This window comes from Paenibacillus amylolyticus (genome assembly GCF_047302515.1).
GTDB lineage: Bacteria > Bacillota > Bacilli > Paenibacillales > Paenibacillaceae > Paenibacillus > Paenibacillus amylolyticus_G.
Genome location: NZ_CP168019.1, coordinates 2914180 through 2929593, shown reverse-complemented (window position 1 = coordinate 2929593; position 15414 = coordinate 2914180). Strand labels below are relative to the sequence as shown.

General features: G+C 46.3%; 13 protein-coding genes and 1 other annotated feature. Of the genes, 9 read left to right on the top strand and 4 right to left on the bottom strand.

Going from position 1 to position 15414, the window contains the following annotated elements; translation table 11 throughout:
- Positions 1-164: 164 nt before the first annotated feature.
- Both ACDJ59_RS12430 and ACDJ59_RS12425 read right to left on the bottom strand, forming a co-directional pair.
- A complete protein-coding gene (locus ACDJ59_RS12430) occupies positions 165-1682 on the bottom strand; it encodes a sensor histidine kinase (protein ID WP_413409183.1) in 1518 nt (505 codons plus the stop codon).
- Complete coding sequence (locus ACDJ59_RS12425; RefSeq protein WP_036670730.1) at positions 1682-2365, bottom strand: response regulator transcription factor; 684 nt, start codon at positions 2363-2365, stop codon at positions 1682-1684. The genes ACDJ59_RS12430 and ACDJ59_RS12425 overlap by 1 nt, the downstream gene beginning before the upstream one ends.
- Positions 2366-2590: 225 nt before the next feature.
- On the opposite strand from ACDJ59_RS12425, the gene ACDJ59_RS12420 reads away from it, so the two are divergent.
- From ACDJ59_RS12420 to ACDJ59_RS12390, 7 genes are all read left to right on the top strand, one after another.
- Positions 2591-4744 (top strand): glycosyltransferase family 39 protein, encoded by a 2154-nt coding sequence (locus tag ACDJ59_RS12420; protein ID WP_413409793.1) that lies wholly within the window; start codon positions 2591-2593, stop codon positions 4742-4744.
- Positions 4745-4982: 238 nt separating this feature from the next.
- On the top strand, positions 4983-5969 hold the full coding sequence (locus ACDJ59_RS12415; protein ID WP_413409182.1) for a glycosyltransferase family 2 protein: 987 nt from the start codon (positions 4983-4985) through the stop codon (positions 5967-5969).
- Positions 5962-6354, top strand: a complete 393-nt coding sequence (locus ACDJ59_RS12410; protein WP_413409180.1) for a GtrA family protein — start codon at positions 5962-5964, stop codon at positions 6352-6354. Before ACDJ59_RS12415 ends, ACDJ59_RS12410 begins: the two co-directional genes overlap by 8 nt.
- Before the next feature lie 57 nt (positions 6355-6411).
- The gene (gene galU, locus ACDJ59_RS12405) at positions 6412-7284 is read left to right on the top strand and encodes a UTP--glucose-1-phosphate uridylyltransferase GalU (RefSeq protein ID WP_413409179.1); all 873 of its coding nucleotides are present in this window, start codon (positions 6412-6414) and stop codon (positions 7282-7284) included.
- A gap of 151 nt (positions 7285-7435) precedes the next feature.
- Positions 7436-8281, top strand: coding sequence for a class I SAM-dependent methyltransferase (locus ACDJ59_RS12400; RefSeq protein WP_413409177.1), 846 nt, complete (start codon positions 7436-7438; stop codon positions 8279-8281).
- Positions 8282-8359: 78 nt separating this feature from the next.
- Positions 8360-8637: a binding site (T-box leader), on the top strand.
- Positions 8638-8806: 169 nt separating this feature from the next.
- Positions 8807-9892, top strand: coding sequence for an aspartate-semialdehyde dehydrogenase (gene asd, locus ACDJ59_RS12395; RefSeq protein WP_413409175.1), 1086 nt, complete (start codon positions 8807-8809; stop codon positions 9890-9892).
- 287 nt (positions 9893-10179) lie between these two features.
- Entirely contained in the window at positions 10180-10440 is a 261-nt protein-coding gene (locus ACDJ59_RS12390) for a hypothetical protein (protein ID WP_340020251.1), read from the top strand.
- A 102-nt stretch (positions 10441-10542) separates the two neighbouring features.
- On the opposite strand, the gene ACDJ59_RS12385 is transcribed toward ACDJ59_RS12390, so the two are convergent.
- Positions 10543-11511, bottom strand: coding sequence for a bile acid:sodium symporter family protein (locus ACDJ59_RS12385; protein WP_074094894.1), 969 nt, complete (start codon positions 11509-11511; stop codon positions 10543-10545).
- A gap of 171 nt (positions 11512-11682) precedes the next feature.
- On the opposite strand from ACDJ59_RS12385, the gene ACDJ59_RS12380 reads away from it, so the two are divergent.
- Positions 11683-12123 (top strand): DUF6376 family protein, encoded by a 441-nt coding sequence (locus ACDJ59_RS12380; protein WP_413409174.1) that lies wholly within the window; start codon positions 11683-11685, stop codon positions 12121-12123.
- A gap of 128 nt (positions 12124-12251) precedes the next feature.
- Here the strand turns inward: ACDJ59_RS12380 and ACDJ59_RS12375 are convergent, their stop codons facing one another.
- Positions 12252-12689, bottom strand: a complete 438-nt coding sequence (locus ACDJ59_RS12375; RefSeq protein WP_413409792.1) for a MarR family winged helix-turn-helix transcriptional regulator — start codon at positions 12687-12689, stop codon at positions 12252-12254.
- A gap of 207 nt (positions 12690-12896) precedes the next feature.
- Between ACDJ59_RS12375 and uvrA the strand changes: the two genes are divergently transcribed.
- Complete coding sequence (gene uvrA / locus ACDJ59_RS12370; RefSeq protein WP_413409171.1) at positions 12897-15401, top strand: excinuclease ABC subunit UvrA; 2505 nt, start codon at positions 12897-12899, stop codon at positions 15399-15401.
- The last annotated feature ends 13 nt before the right edge of the window (positions 15402-15414 follow it).

Below are 15414 nucleotides of genomic sequence, written 5' to 3'. Positions count from 1 at the left end.
CAATCGAAATGAGAGGGGGATTCGTCATGCAATGAAAAGCCGGAATGAAGATGGAAGAAAAGCATCGTTTGGAGAGCTTGACTAGAGCATGCATAATGATCAAGTAGATCTTACCTAGAGCTACGTATAGCCAACTTATAGCCTACTTGCAGCCGACGCTCAGCTTAGACATCATTCTTATGCAGCGGCATCAAAATCATAAATTCAGTTCCCAAGCCTACCTGACTTTGTACGGTAATTTTCCCACCATGCGACTCCACAATCGAGCGGGTAATGGCTAGACCGAGACCTGCGCCACCTTGTTTGCGCGAACGAGAACTGCTTGTGCGGTAAAATCGCTCAAAGATATGGGGCAGATGTTCAGGTTCAATGCCTGTGCCGTTATCTTTCACTGATAATTCAGCCTTATGGTGCGTGGCATACAACGTTATGGAGATGGCTCCATGCTCTGGATCGGTGTGCTGCACCGCATTATGGAACAGATTCAGAACAACCTGCTTGAGCTTGTAAGGGTCAGCCAGTATATGCACCGCAGCCGTCAGATCGAGATGAATGGATCTTTGCTGAGCCATAATGGCAAGTTGTGGTTGCATTTCGAGCAGCAGACTATCTAGCTGAATGACCTCCCGCTCCTGCTTTGGAGCCTGATCCAGCTTGGTTAGTAACAGCAAATCTTCAACCAGCTTGTTAATTCGCACCGATTCGCCGTGCATGCTGTCCAGTGCTTTATACAATTGATCTTGATTGGTCGCTGCACCCCGTTGTAGAACTTCAATGAAACCGTGAATGGAGGTGAGCGGGGTACGAAGTTCATGGGAAGCATCGGACAAGAAACGCTGCATCTGCTCTTTCGATTCCCGCTCTGCTTCAAACGAGTTCTCCAGCCTTTCAAGCATGCCATTGAATGAAACTGCGAGCTGATCCACTTCCTCTTGTCCCTGAACGACGGGAAGGCGATCTGCGAGGCTGCCTGCATCGATCTGCTGTACTTTATTCACCATGTTGGACAGGGGAACCAGCGTCCGGCGTAATACCTTAGTGTATAGAACAAGACCGGCTACCATGGCCAACAGCGATAACATGATGAAGATCAGGAGCTGTTTAATAATCAAGTCTCTAAGTGGCTTCGTAGCCGTGCCCATCTGGACCATCGGTAAACCACGATTGCGTGGACCGGGTGAAGCAAATACAATCAATTGCTCATTCCCTTGGCTATCCGTGACGATCCGGTAGGGAATGTGTTTTTGTTCTTTCAACTCATCTGTAATGTCCTGATATTCAGCGGATGATAGTTGAGGGGCTTTCAGACCGTCTTCCCCAAAAACATCCTCGAACGTACCTTCGTTATCAAACAGGGCTAGTGAACGGTCAGGAATAAACAACACCCGATTACCAGACCCGTTTCCTACCTGTCCACCAAAAGGATTGTTGGAAGAGCCGTTACGTGACTGGATACCGAGCCAAACCGGGGGCATGGACATGAGCTGTTCTTCCATGGTTTTTGCCTGATTCCGGTAGAGAAAGCTTTCCATGATCCAGAATTGCAGAATACCGATTAACAATAACAGCCCAGCAAGTACGAACAGAGAACGTGAGAGCAATTGAGAACGTAATGAACGAGGCCATATCCAGTGGTGGAGACGTCTTATACGAAGTTTATTTTTCTTAGGTAGCGAGTTCATTAGAGATCCACCCTGTACCCGACACCCCGAAGCGTACGAATGAGTTTATGCTCTTTATCCCCGAGTTTGTCGCGCAAGGAACGAACGTAAACCTCCACAATATTTTCTTCCCCGCCAAAATCATACCCCCAAACCCGGCTCAGAATGGTCGCTTTGCTAAGTACAATTCCATGATTAAGCACAATAAATTTTAACAGTTCGTATTCGGTAGGAGATAACTCCAAGACCTGATTCTGATAGGTGATTTCTTTGCGCTGATCATCAATTCGGAAGGGACCGTGGGTGACGGCTCCTATTAATAAAGGAAATTGATTCCGCAGTCTGGCCTGAATCCGGGCGAGCAGCTCATCAAAGGCAAAGGGTTTGATCATGTAATCGTCAGCACCTAACCAAAGGCCCTTAACCCGATTCTCGACTTCATCCTTCGCTGTCAGCATAATTACGCCAACCTCGGCACCGGTCTTACGCAGACGCTCGACCACTTCGAATCCATCCATCTCTGGCATCATGACATCAAGAATAGCCATATGTGGCTTGAATTCAAGCGCCAACTCAAGCGCAGCGGCTCCATCGGGTGCGGTGCGCACATCGAAGCCCTCATTGCTTAATCCAAGCTCTAGAAATTGTAAAATATGCGGTTCATCATCAGCCAATAGTATTTTAATTCCGCTGCTAAGCTTCATAATGTGCCTTCTCTCCTTGCCCGTTTCATCTAGACTTCTCCCTCACTTCGGAGGGACTGTATGTAGTATTATCGCTTGCCAAACTGAAATTTAGCTGAAAGGATTGTGAATTATCCTCAGACAACATTCAGCGGGCACTCATCCCAGTTTTATTTTGGCATGTCACAATACTAGACATGAAGAACTTTGAAGGAGTGATTAACTTTGAATAACACCAAAAGAAGGATGGATCTTGTCCTTCTGCCGATTGTATTACTGGCGGCATTTCTGAATGGGTACGGCATCTGGAACGATCAATATGCCAATTCCTATTATACGACTGCCGTTGGGAGTATGCTCAGCAACTTCCATAACTTTTTCTATGCATCACTCGACTCGGCAGGCTCGGTAACTGTTGATAAACCACCTGTTGTCTTCTGGATCCAGACGGCCTTTGCCTATGTATTCGGATTGCACGGATGGAGCGTTATTTTGCCGCAGGTATTAGCGGGAATCGGTTCGGTGCTCCTGATCTATTTCATGGTGAAACCTACATATGGTCTTGCAGCAGCACGAATCTCGGCACTTGCGATGGCAACTGTGCCTGTCGTGGCCGCAGTCAGCCGGACCAACAATATTGATAGCATGCTGGTATTCACGCTGTTGTTAGGTTCATGGTTTTTGTTCAAAGGCAGCAAACAAGGCAGTACTTGGCGCATTCTGGTTGCCTTTGGGTTAATAGGCATAGCCTTTAATATGAAAATGCTTCAAGCCTACATGATTCTCCCGGCTTTTTACTTGTTCTATCTGCTCGCATTTCAGGCGAAATGGAGAAGGAAGATCATCCTGCTGATCGGTAGCACGGCGGTTCTGGCGGTCGTTTCCTTATCCTGGGCGGTCACTGTGGATTCTATACCCGAAGACGAGCGGCCTTATATCGGCAGCAGTGAAACAAACTCGGTCATGGAACTCGCCTTTGGATACAATGGTCTGGCTCGTCTAACGGGTCAGCAGAATACCGCAGGTAATGCAGGTATGCCAAATGGTGTGGGACAGGGAAATAATCGGGACAATCGAGGAGACTCGACTTCAGGCCCTAATCAGACAGATAGTGGTGTTCCTGGCGCTGGGCAAGATGTCAATGCACCGGATAACGATAATATGAATGGTTCGAACGGCTTGAACGCCATGGGCGGCATGAATGGGCCGAATGGCAATTTCCCGAACGGGCAGATGCCGAATGATATGGAAATGCCAAACGGAAGAAATTTCGGCGGTGGCATGGGCGGCATGTTTGGTACAGGGGAGAAAGGTCCTCTGCGTCTGTTCCAAACTGAACTGTCAGGTCAAGCTAGCTGGCTGTTGCCCGTTGTGCTACTTGGATGCATTGCCCTATTTGCAGGGTTAAGACGGAGAAATATAACCAACAAGCACAAGGAGGCCTTGTTCTGGCTGGCCTGGCTGCTTCCCGTTGCTGCCTTTTTCAGTGTGGCAGGTTTCTTCCATCAGTATTATCTGATTATGCTTGCACCTCCAATTGCGGCGCTGACTGGCGCAGGATTTGTAGCGATGTGGAAGTCATATCGTGATCGCAATGGCTGGCAGGCATGGTTGCTTCCGGTGTCCGTGCTGCTGACGACCCAGTTTGGCTGGTATATCATGCAGGCGTATAACGATACGATTGGTGCAGGCTGGTCCATTAGTGAATTGATCGTAGGCATTCTGGTCACGGTCATCCTGGTCGTTATGCTTCATCGCACACATCGATGGAAACAGGGCTTCATTATCGCGGGATTCATGGTGATGCTGATCGGTCCAATCTACTGGGCATTCACCCCAATTACTTATGGTGGCAACAGCATGATTCCGGCAGCAGGGCCTACTGGTTCCAATGGTATGTTTGGTGGAGCAGGAATGGGCATGCCGATGGGTAACGGTGCAGGAGACATAGAAATGCCTACAATGGGTGGACGTGGCGGAATGGGCAACCGTAACGAAGAAGTGGATACAGCCACACTGAATTATCTGAAAGAGCACAATACAGGCGAAACGTATCTCTTCGCTACTACGGACTATAATCAGGCAGCACCTTATATCATCGATGAAAGAGCAGCGGTCATTACACTTGGAGGTTTTTCCGGATCAGACCCGGTGTACACAACAGAGGAACTTGAGCAACTCGTCAAGAGCGGGCAAGTGAAATACTTCATGGTTGGTGGCATGGGTGGCCGAGGAGGAAACTCGGAAATTAGCGATTGGATCAAAGAGCACGGAACCGAGATACCAATGTCAGAATGGCAGACAGGCACCGACAGCGGATCTACGGATAACGGAGACACCGGAAACAGAGCTGGATTTGGTTTCGGCGGACAGACCACCTTGTACGAAGTGAAATTGTAGCTATATAAATTGAACTTATCATTTACACGATAACGGAGAGGACAGGAAAAACCTGAAAAAGCGAAGCGTTCGCCTTTATCCCCGGATTTTCCCTTTATAAAGGGAATCAAAAAAATCTGGGGATAACAGCGATTGGAAGGTTGTTCTGTCATCGAAGTGTGCAGTGTAAATTCTTTAGTTCAATTTGTATAGAATGAAAATCTCGAACGAAGTCCATTGGAAAAGGGAGGGGATAAACATGGCTCACGCGTACCGATACAGCATTATTATTCCCATGTATAACGAGGAAGCGGTGATCGAGGAGACTTATCGGCGTCTGAAGAAGGTCATGGGCAGCACAGGAGAGAGTTATGAACTGTTGTTTGTCAATGATGGCAGCGTGGATCGAAGTGCACAGATGATCCGTGATTATGCCCGTTGGGACGAGAGTGTAAAACTGATTGATTTTGCTCGTAACTTCGGTCATCAGATTGCGATAACAGCAGGTATGGATTATGCAGCGGGGGATGCGGTCGTTATTATTGATGCGGATATGCAAGACCCTCCCGAACTGATACTGGATATGATCGCCAAATGGAAAGAGGGCTATGAAGTCGTATATGCCCGTCGCACCAGACGAAGCGGGGAAACTCGCTTCAAGAAATGGTCGGCAAGTCTGTTCTACCGTGTACTGCGTGCGTCGACGGATACGGATATTCCAGTGGACACCGGAGATTTTCGCCTGATTGACCGCAAAGTATGTGATGAGATGAAACGTCTACCAGAAAAAAACCGGTTCGTGCGCGGGTTGGTCAGTTGGGTCGGATTTCGTCAGACTGCTATTGAATATGAACGCGATGAACGTCTGGCAGGCGAAACAAAATATCCGCTGAAACGCATGCTGAAACTGAGCCTGGACGGCATTACTTCATTTTCGTATAAACCGCTCAAGCTCGCAGGTTATGTAGGTGCGACCCTATCGGTTGGCGGATTCATCTATATGTTAACGGTTATTATTTCGGCCATCTTTACGGATTCAACAATTAAGGGATGGCCATCCATTGTGAGTATCATGCTGATGTTTAACGGATTCATCCTGATCATGCTGGGCATTCTGGGCGAGTACGTTGGCCGAATCTATGATGAGACTAAGGCACGTCCGCTATACATTGTGAGAGATGTGGTTCAGGCCGAGGGCCAGCAAGCGCAATCCCGATTGACATCCCGAGTTGCTCATCATGACTAAGCGTCTGGTGACACTTTTCAAGTTCGGTATTGTGGGTGTTGCAAATACGGCAGTGGATGCGGTGGTGTTTGCTTTGCTTGCGGTGGTCGGTGTACCGGTTCTGATGGCTCAAGTAATCTCGTACAGCTGCGGTGTTGCGAACAGTTATTGGCTGAACGGCAGGTGGACTTTTCGAGATGCGGCACGAGGAGGGAACGATAGAGCGAAACTTGTTCGTTTTCTAATCACCAATCTCATCGTTCTTGCTATATCCGCTCTCATTCTGATGACTTTACACGATGTGCTGGGTTGGAGTCTCGTGATGAGTAAAATCCTGGCGACCTTGATGGGGATGGTTCTGAACTATATGGCCAGCAGATATTGGGTGTTTCGTATCGCTACTTAGCTGCCCACAGCGTGCAATATTGGTTATAAGAAGCAAATGAAAGGAGTGTATGATGATATGCAAATTAAAAAAGCAGTTATTCCGGCAGCGGGTCTCGGAACCCGTTTCCTGCCAGCGACGAAAGCACAACCTAAAGAGATGTTACCGATTGTAGACAAACCGGCTATCCAATACATTGTTGAAGAAGCAGTACAATCAGGCATTGAGAATATCCTCATTGTGACCGGACGCAACAAAAAATCCATAGAGGACCATTTTGATAAATCGGTTGAACTTGAACATTCTTTATATGCCAAGGGCAAACAGTCCTTACTGGAAGAGGTGCAGGCCATCAGCGAGATGGCAAATATTCATTTTATTCGTCAAAAAGAACCGCTGGGTCTGGGGCATGCCATTGGGTGTGCACGGCAATTTGTAGGAGATGATGCCTTCGCTGTACTGCTGGGAGATGACATTATGGTGTCCGATCCGCCTGCACTTGCACAGATGGTCCATCTTTATGAAAAGACAGGCAACCAGATCATCGGTGTCCGTCAGGTAGACGCGGCAAATGTGAGCAAATATGGCATCATTGATTCGAATGGTGCAGAGGACCGGGTTCACCGGGTCACCAATCTGGTCGAAAAACCATCCCTTGCAGAAGCACCATCCCGAACAGCTGTAATGGGACGATACATTCTGAAACCTTCCATCTTTCCAATCCTGGATCAGATCGAGAGAGGGGCTGGAGGGGAATATCAGTTAACGGATGCCTTGAAAGAAGTAAGTCAGGTGGAGGAACTGTTGGCCCTTGAACTGGAGGGGCGTCGCTACGATATAGGCGATCAATTCGGATATATTCAGGCGATCTTGGAGATCGGACTGATGCGCAAGGAATTACAGCCCATGCTGACACCCTATCTTCAGAAGCTTGCAACCCAGTGGGCCTAGAGAATGATATGTAGCAGAGGTTTAGATCTACTTTAGGACGGGGTCTCCTCGTACCATGGTTCTGTCTGTCTAGACTCCAGCATTGTACATTGCTTTCTGTAACGCTACAATGAGCCAGAAGTCCAAGTTGCTCTTTGAGGGGTGAGGAATCATGAATGAATCTATCATCAGGGACCTTATTAAGTATATGGACGTGGAGGACAACGCCGCCATTCAGTACATTCAGACCGAGCATCGGATGAAACTGGGACTCTTTTGGGGGATACAGGAAGGCAGCCGGGTTCTGGAAATCGGATGTGGTCAGGGAGATACAACGGCCGTGCTTGCACATCTGGTAGGGGAGAATGGGTACGTTCATGGTGTAGATATTGCACCAGAGGATTATGGTGCACCGCTGACTGTAGGGGAAGCGGCAGCCAAGCTGCGGAGATCTCCACTGGGTGATCGAATTCGAATGGATTATGATTTTGACATTCTAAGTGATCAGGCTCAATTCGCCGAGAATGAGTTTGATGTTATCGTACTTTCCCATTGTTCTTGGTACTTGAAATCGTTTGACGAACTCGCCCAGATTCTTAGCAAGGTTAGAACGTGGGGACATCAGTTATGTTTTGCAGAATGGGATGCGCGAGTTACAGATGTGAGCCAGCTCTCACATTGGTTATCCGTTCTGATTCAGTCTCAGGTCGAATGTTACAAGGAGAACAGCTTCTCCAATGTGCGCACGCTTTTTACACCGGAGGATATCCAAGAGCTTGTCTCTGCGGCAGGCTGGACGATTAAGGAAGAGACTTCGATCCATTCTCCTGAGCTGCAGGACGGTCGCTGGGAAACCGAAATGACACTGCAAGAAGCGCCTGTGGAACTGCAAATGCTTCCAATCCCAGACAAAGTAAAGACACTTCTTCTTTCCGAACTGAAATTACTTAAGACACATCATGTCTCAGGGCCCGGGAGCCCACTGGGAACGTATGCAATGGTTGCCAAAAAACAGTAAGGAAATAACGAATAAATTCCATGATCTAAAAAAATGTGTTTACTTCATCACGGTAATTTTGATATTATAATCGCAATATCAAATGCGACGAAGAGACGAGTAGATAAAAATTCATTCTTTCAAAGAGAGCTCCGGTAGCTGAAAAGGAGTAAAGAACTTTTTATTGAATAAAGACTCAGAGCAGCACATCGGAACTTAGCATTAAGGGATGGTGTGACAGGAGCTCCTGTTACAGAGCTAGAGTATGAACGGTCTACAGCTAGCAACATGGTTGTAAACCTTTACTTGAAGAGGCGGATATGGTGACATATTGGCGAATCTGGGTGGTACCACGAGAGTTCAATCTCGTCCCTGAGACTATTGTCTTGGGGATGGGATTTTTTGGTTTTTCCGGGCTGTGACTACACGCTTTGGAATTGCCTGAATAGTGTTAATTAGGAAGTCAATTTCATAATACGTTTTTAGTGAGTTATGACATTGATTTGAAGAGAAGAATCACTTAAACCGAAAGGAAATGATGATTGAATGTCAGCAAAATTGAAAGTTGGTATTGTCGGAGGAACAGGAATGGTGGGTCAGCGTTTTGTGGACCTCCTTGATCAACATCCATGGTTTGAAGTAACAGCTATTTCTGCAAGCGCCAATTCGGCAGGTAAAACATATGAAGAATCCGTACAAGGCAGATGGAAACTCGCAGTTCCTATTCCGGAAGCTGTGAAGAAAATCGTTGTTCAGGATGCTTCCCAGGTTGAGGCTTTTGCCAGCCAGGTTGATTTTATTTTCTGTGCGGTTGATATGAAAAAGAATGAAATTCAAGCGCTCGAAGAAGCTTACGCTAGAACAGGCACACCTGTCGTGTCCAATAACTCGGCTCACCGCTGGACAGCAGATGTACCAATGGTAATCCCTGAGATTAACCCGGGACATCTGGATGTGATTGAAGCTCAACGCAAACGTCTGGGTACAAAAACCGGATTTATTGCCGTAAAACCTAACTGCTCAATTCAGAGCTATGTGCCAGCGCTGCACGCCTTGCGTGAGTTCAAACCGACTCAGGTTGTCGCTTCCACGTATCAAGCAATCTCGGGAGCAGGTAAAAACTTTACGGACTGGCCGGATATGCTCGATAATGTCATTCCATACATTGGTGGCGAGGAAGAGAAGAGTGAGCAGGAACCACTCCGGATCTGGGGCAGCATCGAAAATAATGAGATCGTCAAAGCATCGGCTCCATTAATTACAACCCAATGTATTCGTGTTCCAGTAACGGATGGACATCTGGCTACTGTGTTTGTAAACTTCGAGAAAAAACCAAGTAAAGACGAAATTCTGGAGCGTTGGTTGCAGTTCAAAGGCCGTCCGCAGGAACTGGCTCTGCCAAGTGCACCAAAACAGTTCATTACGTATTTTGAAGAAGAGAACAGACCACAGACAAAACTGGATCGTGACATCGAACGCGGAATGGGTGTCTCCACAGGCCGACTTCGCGAAGATTCACTCTATGATTACAAATTCGTTGGATTGTCCCACAACACGCTCCGCGGAGCGGCAGGTGGTGCGGTTCTAATCGCAGAACTGCTTAAAGCTGAAGGATATATTCAACCGAAATAAGTGTACGGCATCATGAGCAGCAACATACTTCTGAAAATGATTAGAGTAAAACCATCACTCGTTGATGGTTTTTTTCTATTGTGGACAATCATTAGTAAGCGAAGCAGGTTTACTCATGCTGCTATTCAATAGTTTATTATATTAATTTTTATATGGAAAATATTACATTGTAAAATCATGAGATTTCAGTTATTTTTATTAACGGCAAACTTTTCTTCTCTAATTTAGAAGGACATTGTCTTAGCAGATAGCTATTATATAGATGAAGAAAGGAGGACTTTATTATTATGCAAGCAGCTCCTAATCAAGCCGTACATAAACCAGGATCACAGCCAGTTAGTTTTGGTAGTTGGATGCTCACGTTATTGCTTTTGGCTATTCCACTTGTTAACATCATCATGTTGTTTGTTTGGGCGTTTGGTAATTCGAACCCTTCCAAAGCAAATTACGCAAAAGCATCATTGTTATGGTTAGCCATCGGAATTGTGTTTTACATTCTTATCTTAGCTTTAGGTTTAACAGCAGCATTTTCAGGAACTGATTACTAGGTTTACGAAACGTAGCATTATCGTAGCACTTGTAGTAATAAAAGCAATCCAATGCAAAACGCCGACAATTGTGTCGGCGTTTTTTTACATTCCAGTATTTTGTTAGGCCGCAGATGTCTTATCCGACTTTTGCAGAAGCTGAGAGCGACGACCGAGCAGATAACCTGTTAATGAAGCAAGCATCTGTTGGAATACCATGCCAAGCACGACTGGGACAGCAACAGGTGGCGGAAAATAAGAAACAGCGAGTACTGCACCTGCGCTAATATTACGCATACCTCCATTGAACACCAGAGCGACCTGATCAGCCTCATTCCAGCCCAACAATCGGGCGATGAAGTAACTCAGTGCATAACCGAATGACGCCAGGAAAATAATGATGACCGCAAGTCCAGCGAGCTTCCAGTTGAAATCAGCCAAGTAAGGTGCAACGACAGATCCGTTAATCGCGACGACTGATGCCATGAACAATTTGGATAATGGATTCAACCTCGGTCCCCAGACCGGGACAATGGCGCCTTTGGTCCACTCATTCAGCAGCATACCGAGAAGGGATGGTACAACAATCATCCAAAACAGACTGCTCATCATGGCTGCCGTGTCCAGTGTGACACTAGTGCCGATTAACAGGGATAACACGCCGGGTACAACAAAAGGAGCAAGCATGGTATCAATCAGGATGATGGAAAGCGTAAGTGCAATATTGCCCCGATAGATGCTGACCCAGATGAAGCTGCTGATTCCTGTCGGAATCACGGCTGCCAGAACAAGGCCCGTTATGGTGTACGCATCTGTAGGGAAAACCAGATGACCCATACCAAGAGCAATTAGAGGCATCGCCAAATGCAAAATAAACAGACATACAAACAAGGGGAACGGCTTCTTCAGCACGTTCACAAAATCCCGTATCCCCAGACTGATACTTCCAGCGAACGTCATGAACGCAAAAAGCCAAGGAGATAAAAAGGTATAAGAAGAAAGAAAACTCCCGCATAACACGCCAATAATAATACTGATTGGGGTAATCAGTGGCATGATGCGGTTCAAGCGTTGGTTCAAGGCTTGAAGCATAATCATGACATCCCTTTACCGTGTGATTTTACTATTATACATGTTAATAACGTTGGCTGCAGACTCATTTGCAATGAAGCAGTCTGAAAAGGTATCATGGACTTGGAACAAGGATTCCGATCAGGAGAAGGGGAGATGATCATGTTTATAAGAAAAAGAAAGCACACATTAATGATGACAGGCCTTATTGCATCAAGTATTCTGCTGATTTCAGCCTGTTCTGTCGTGGAACAAGCCAATCAAAGTTTAAATTATGTGAGTGGGGCTACTGATTATATAGAACAGGTATCAAACGCCGGGGCTGATCTGCAAGAGCTCGCATCGAGTGCGGCGAATAATCCGGAGATCACAACGCAGATTCAGGAGAAAATCGATCTGATCCAAGCAGAAGCAAGTGAATTTTCTCAGTTGACTGCTCCTGCAATAGGAGAGAGCATTCATGAAAATCTGGTTAGTTACAATACTCAATTAACAGAAGTTGTAGACAATTTCGAGAATACAATTGCAGAGCAAGGTTTTACGGCAGAAAATTGGGAGAAGACGGGCATTCCTGAACTAATCACCAACATTAATAATTTGAAAGATCCGCTTAGCGGGCTTGGGAACGAATAAAATTGGAATGATATCGAGTAATATGATGTAAAAAATATCTGAACAACAAAAAAAGGACGATATACCGAAGTCATGTTGACTAATCGGGAATATCGTCTTTTCTTTTTTTAATCCAACTTTAACAGTGTTCAGGAAGATGATTTGCTACGGATCTTGGAGCTTAGATCATCAATCTGTTGATCCAATACATTTCCTGCTTTACTCAGAAATCCTGTAATAAGCGCCAGTTCTTCCTCAGTATATGTGGAAGCGAGGTCAACCATAGCGGAATGAAGGGTGAGATACGTATTACTGACCTCTTCTTTGTTCTCATACAACGGAACAATAATAACTTTACGGCGGTCATTAGGGTCATTTTCACGGCGAACAAAACCATTTTTCTCTAGCCTGTCAATTAACGTTGTTACGCTTCCTGTAGCCAGACCTGTAAGTTTTGACAATTCACCTGCGGTAATTGGACCTTTTTCACGCAGGATATCGACGGATATAAAATCGTTGTTGTACAAGCCCAGAGAGGCAGCCACATGCTGCTGATATAACACGGTGCGCGTGCCCAGACTCCGCATTCTTAATGTAAAATTCTCCTGCAATGCTGTAGGTTGCTGCTGTTGATCTCTTGACAAAAGGTAGGCCTCCTCTTAAGATGACATATATCTTGATTATCGAGATATTAGATTAACAAGATAATTGATTATGGAGATACTAGATTGACGTATAATAAATTCAACTCATTTTAACGGACATTGTACTTATTTGCAAAGGGGACGATTGGTTTGAGAGACGCAATTCGGATTAAAGGGGCACGCGAGAACAACTTGAAGAATATTTCGCTTTCAATTCCGAAGTATAAGCTGGTCGTTATCACAGGTCCATCCGGTTCAGGCAAATCAACGCTGGCGATGGATACCCTTCAACGGGAATGCCAGAGACAATACATGGAATCGATGGGATTAACATCGGATTCGATCAGCAAACCGAAATTGGAATCCATTACAGGACTATCACCATCAATTAGTGTGGGACAGCACGTGACCAATCGAAATCCACGTTCTACGGTTGGCATAGTGACAGATATTTACACGTTCGTTCGCTTCATTTTTTCCAGACTTGGGGAGCGATTATGTCCCGCTTGTAATGGTATCATCTCACCAACTGTGGAACCTGCAGGTCACCTTGCTGAGGAAGATGAGTACATGGATCATGCAACGATGAATTGTCCTCATTGTAGTGCGGTGATTGAAAAATTGGGCATGTCACACTTTTCGTTCAATAAACCGGAGGGAGCCTGTAAACAATGCAGTGGACTAGGTCATGTGGCAACGATCAATGAAGAAGCTGTATTTAATCCGGAACTCAGTGTACGAGAGGGAGGGGTAGCTTCGTTGAATGGTGTACATCGTGATATCCAGATCCGCATTCTGGTTGCAGCCAGCAAACACTTCGGATTCGAATTCGACGCGGATCTTCCATTGAAAGAGTTCGGTGAAATCGAGCGTGATTTGTTGTATTACGGTGTGGATAGCGAACAATTCAAACGACATTACCCTCCGATAAAACCGATCCAGGGAACCAAGTTTGAAGGTGTGATCCCAGGACTGTGGCGTCGCTATAAGGAAAAGGAAGGCGAGGCTGGCACAACGGAAAAAGACGGAGGTTTTTTTCATCAACAACGGTGCCCCGAGTGTAAGGGAGCTCGATTAAAAAAAGAGGTGCTTTCTGTACACGTAGCTGATGTTTCCATCTCCGAAGTAACCAACTGGTCGTTCAGCAACGTATTGGAATGGACACTTGGGCTACAAGAGATAATCTCACCTGAAGCGCACCACCTCCTGAATCCAATCCTTCATGAACTGCCCAACAAGCTGCAACGCATTATGGATGTTGGACTTGGCTATCTCTCCATGGATCGTCAAACGGTAACCCTGTCTGGTGGCGAAACCCAACGATTGCGACTCGCATCACTTCTAGGCTCCGGTTTAACCGGTGTTCTGTATATCCTGGACGAACCAACGACAGGACTTCATCCACGGGACACGGTTGGCCTGATTCGTGTGCTTCAGGAGTTGCGTGATCTGGGCAATACGGTTCTTGTCATTGAACATGATATTGAGATGATGCGTGCAGCAGATCATGTGATTGACATTGGTCCAGGAGCTGGATTGAATGGAGGACTAGTGGTAGGAGAGGGGAGCCTGGAGGATTTAATGATAAGTGAACATTCGGTTACGGGAGCGTATCTGAGAAATGAATCTGTGGCTAGTCCCTCTTATAACCGAAGAACAGGTACGGGGCAGCATCTTGCTATTCGGAGAGCGCATTTGCGCAACATCGATATTCCGGTTGTATCTTTTCCATTAGGCACACTGATCTCCGTAACGGGTGTTTCGGGGTCCGGCAAATCTACGCTTGTATTTGATATCCTTGCACAGGGTATGGAGTCAGGTCAGAAACTAACAGGTTGTGAAGAGATAACAGGTTTGGAGCACGTAGGTGATATCGTTATTTTTGATCAAACGCCGATGGGCAGAATGCAACGATCTAATGTTGCCACCTACACGGACGTGTATACCCACCTGCGCCAACTGTTTGCTAGTTTGCCTGATGCCAAGGCACGGAAGCTTACGGCCAAACACTTCTCCTTCAATACACCCGGGGGCCGCTGTGAAACCTGCCAGGGTCTGGGTGTATTATCTGTAGATATGAACTTTCTTCCTGATCTGGAAGTGACCTGCCATGACTGCAGAGGCAAACGGTTTAAGGAAGAAGTATTACAGGTGCAATATGAAGGTTTCTCAATCTCTGATCTATTGAACATGTCCGTGGCGGAAAGTCTGCCGCTTCTGAAAATCCAGACCAAAATCGCTGATCTTGTCGAGATGCTGTGTGAAGTTGGACTTGGATATCTTCAGTGGGGACAATCCGTCAAAACGTTGTCAGGCGGTGAAGGGCAACGGATCAGATTGGCAAAAGAATTAAGTAAAAAGACCAACAAGCATACGCTCTATCTGTTGGATGAACCAACTACTGGCCTTCATCCATCAGACATCAAGCAGCTTCATGTCCTTCTGGATAAACTGGTGGAGTCCGGAAATACTGTTGTTGTTGTAGAGCACAGTCTGGAACTGATTCGCGAATCCGATTGGGTTATTGATATTGGTCCAGAAGGCGGAGCAGCCGGTGGTGAGCTTGTGGCCGCAGGCACACCAGAGCAGGTAGCTGAAGTTCAGGCATCCTATACGGGACAATTTTTGAAACGGATATTAGCCGAAGGCCTCTAAGTAAGGATAGTCC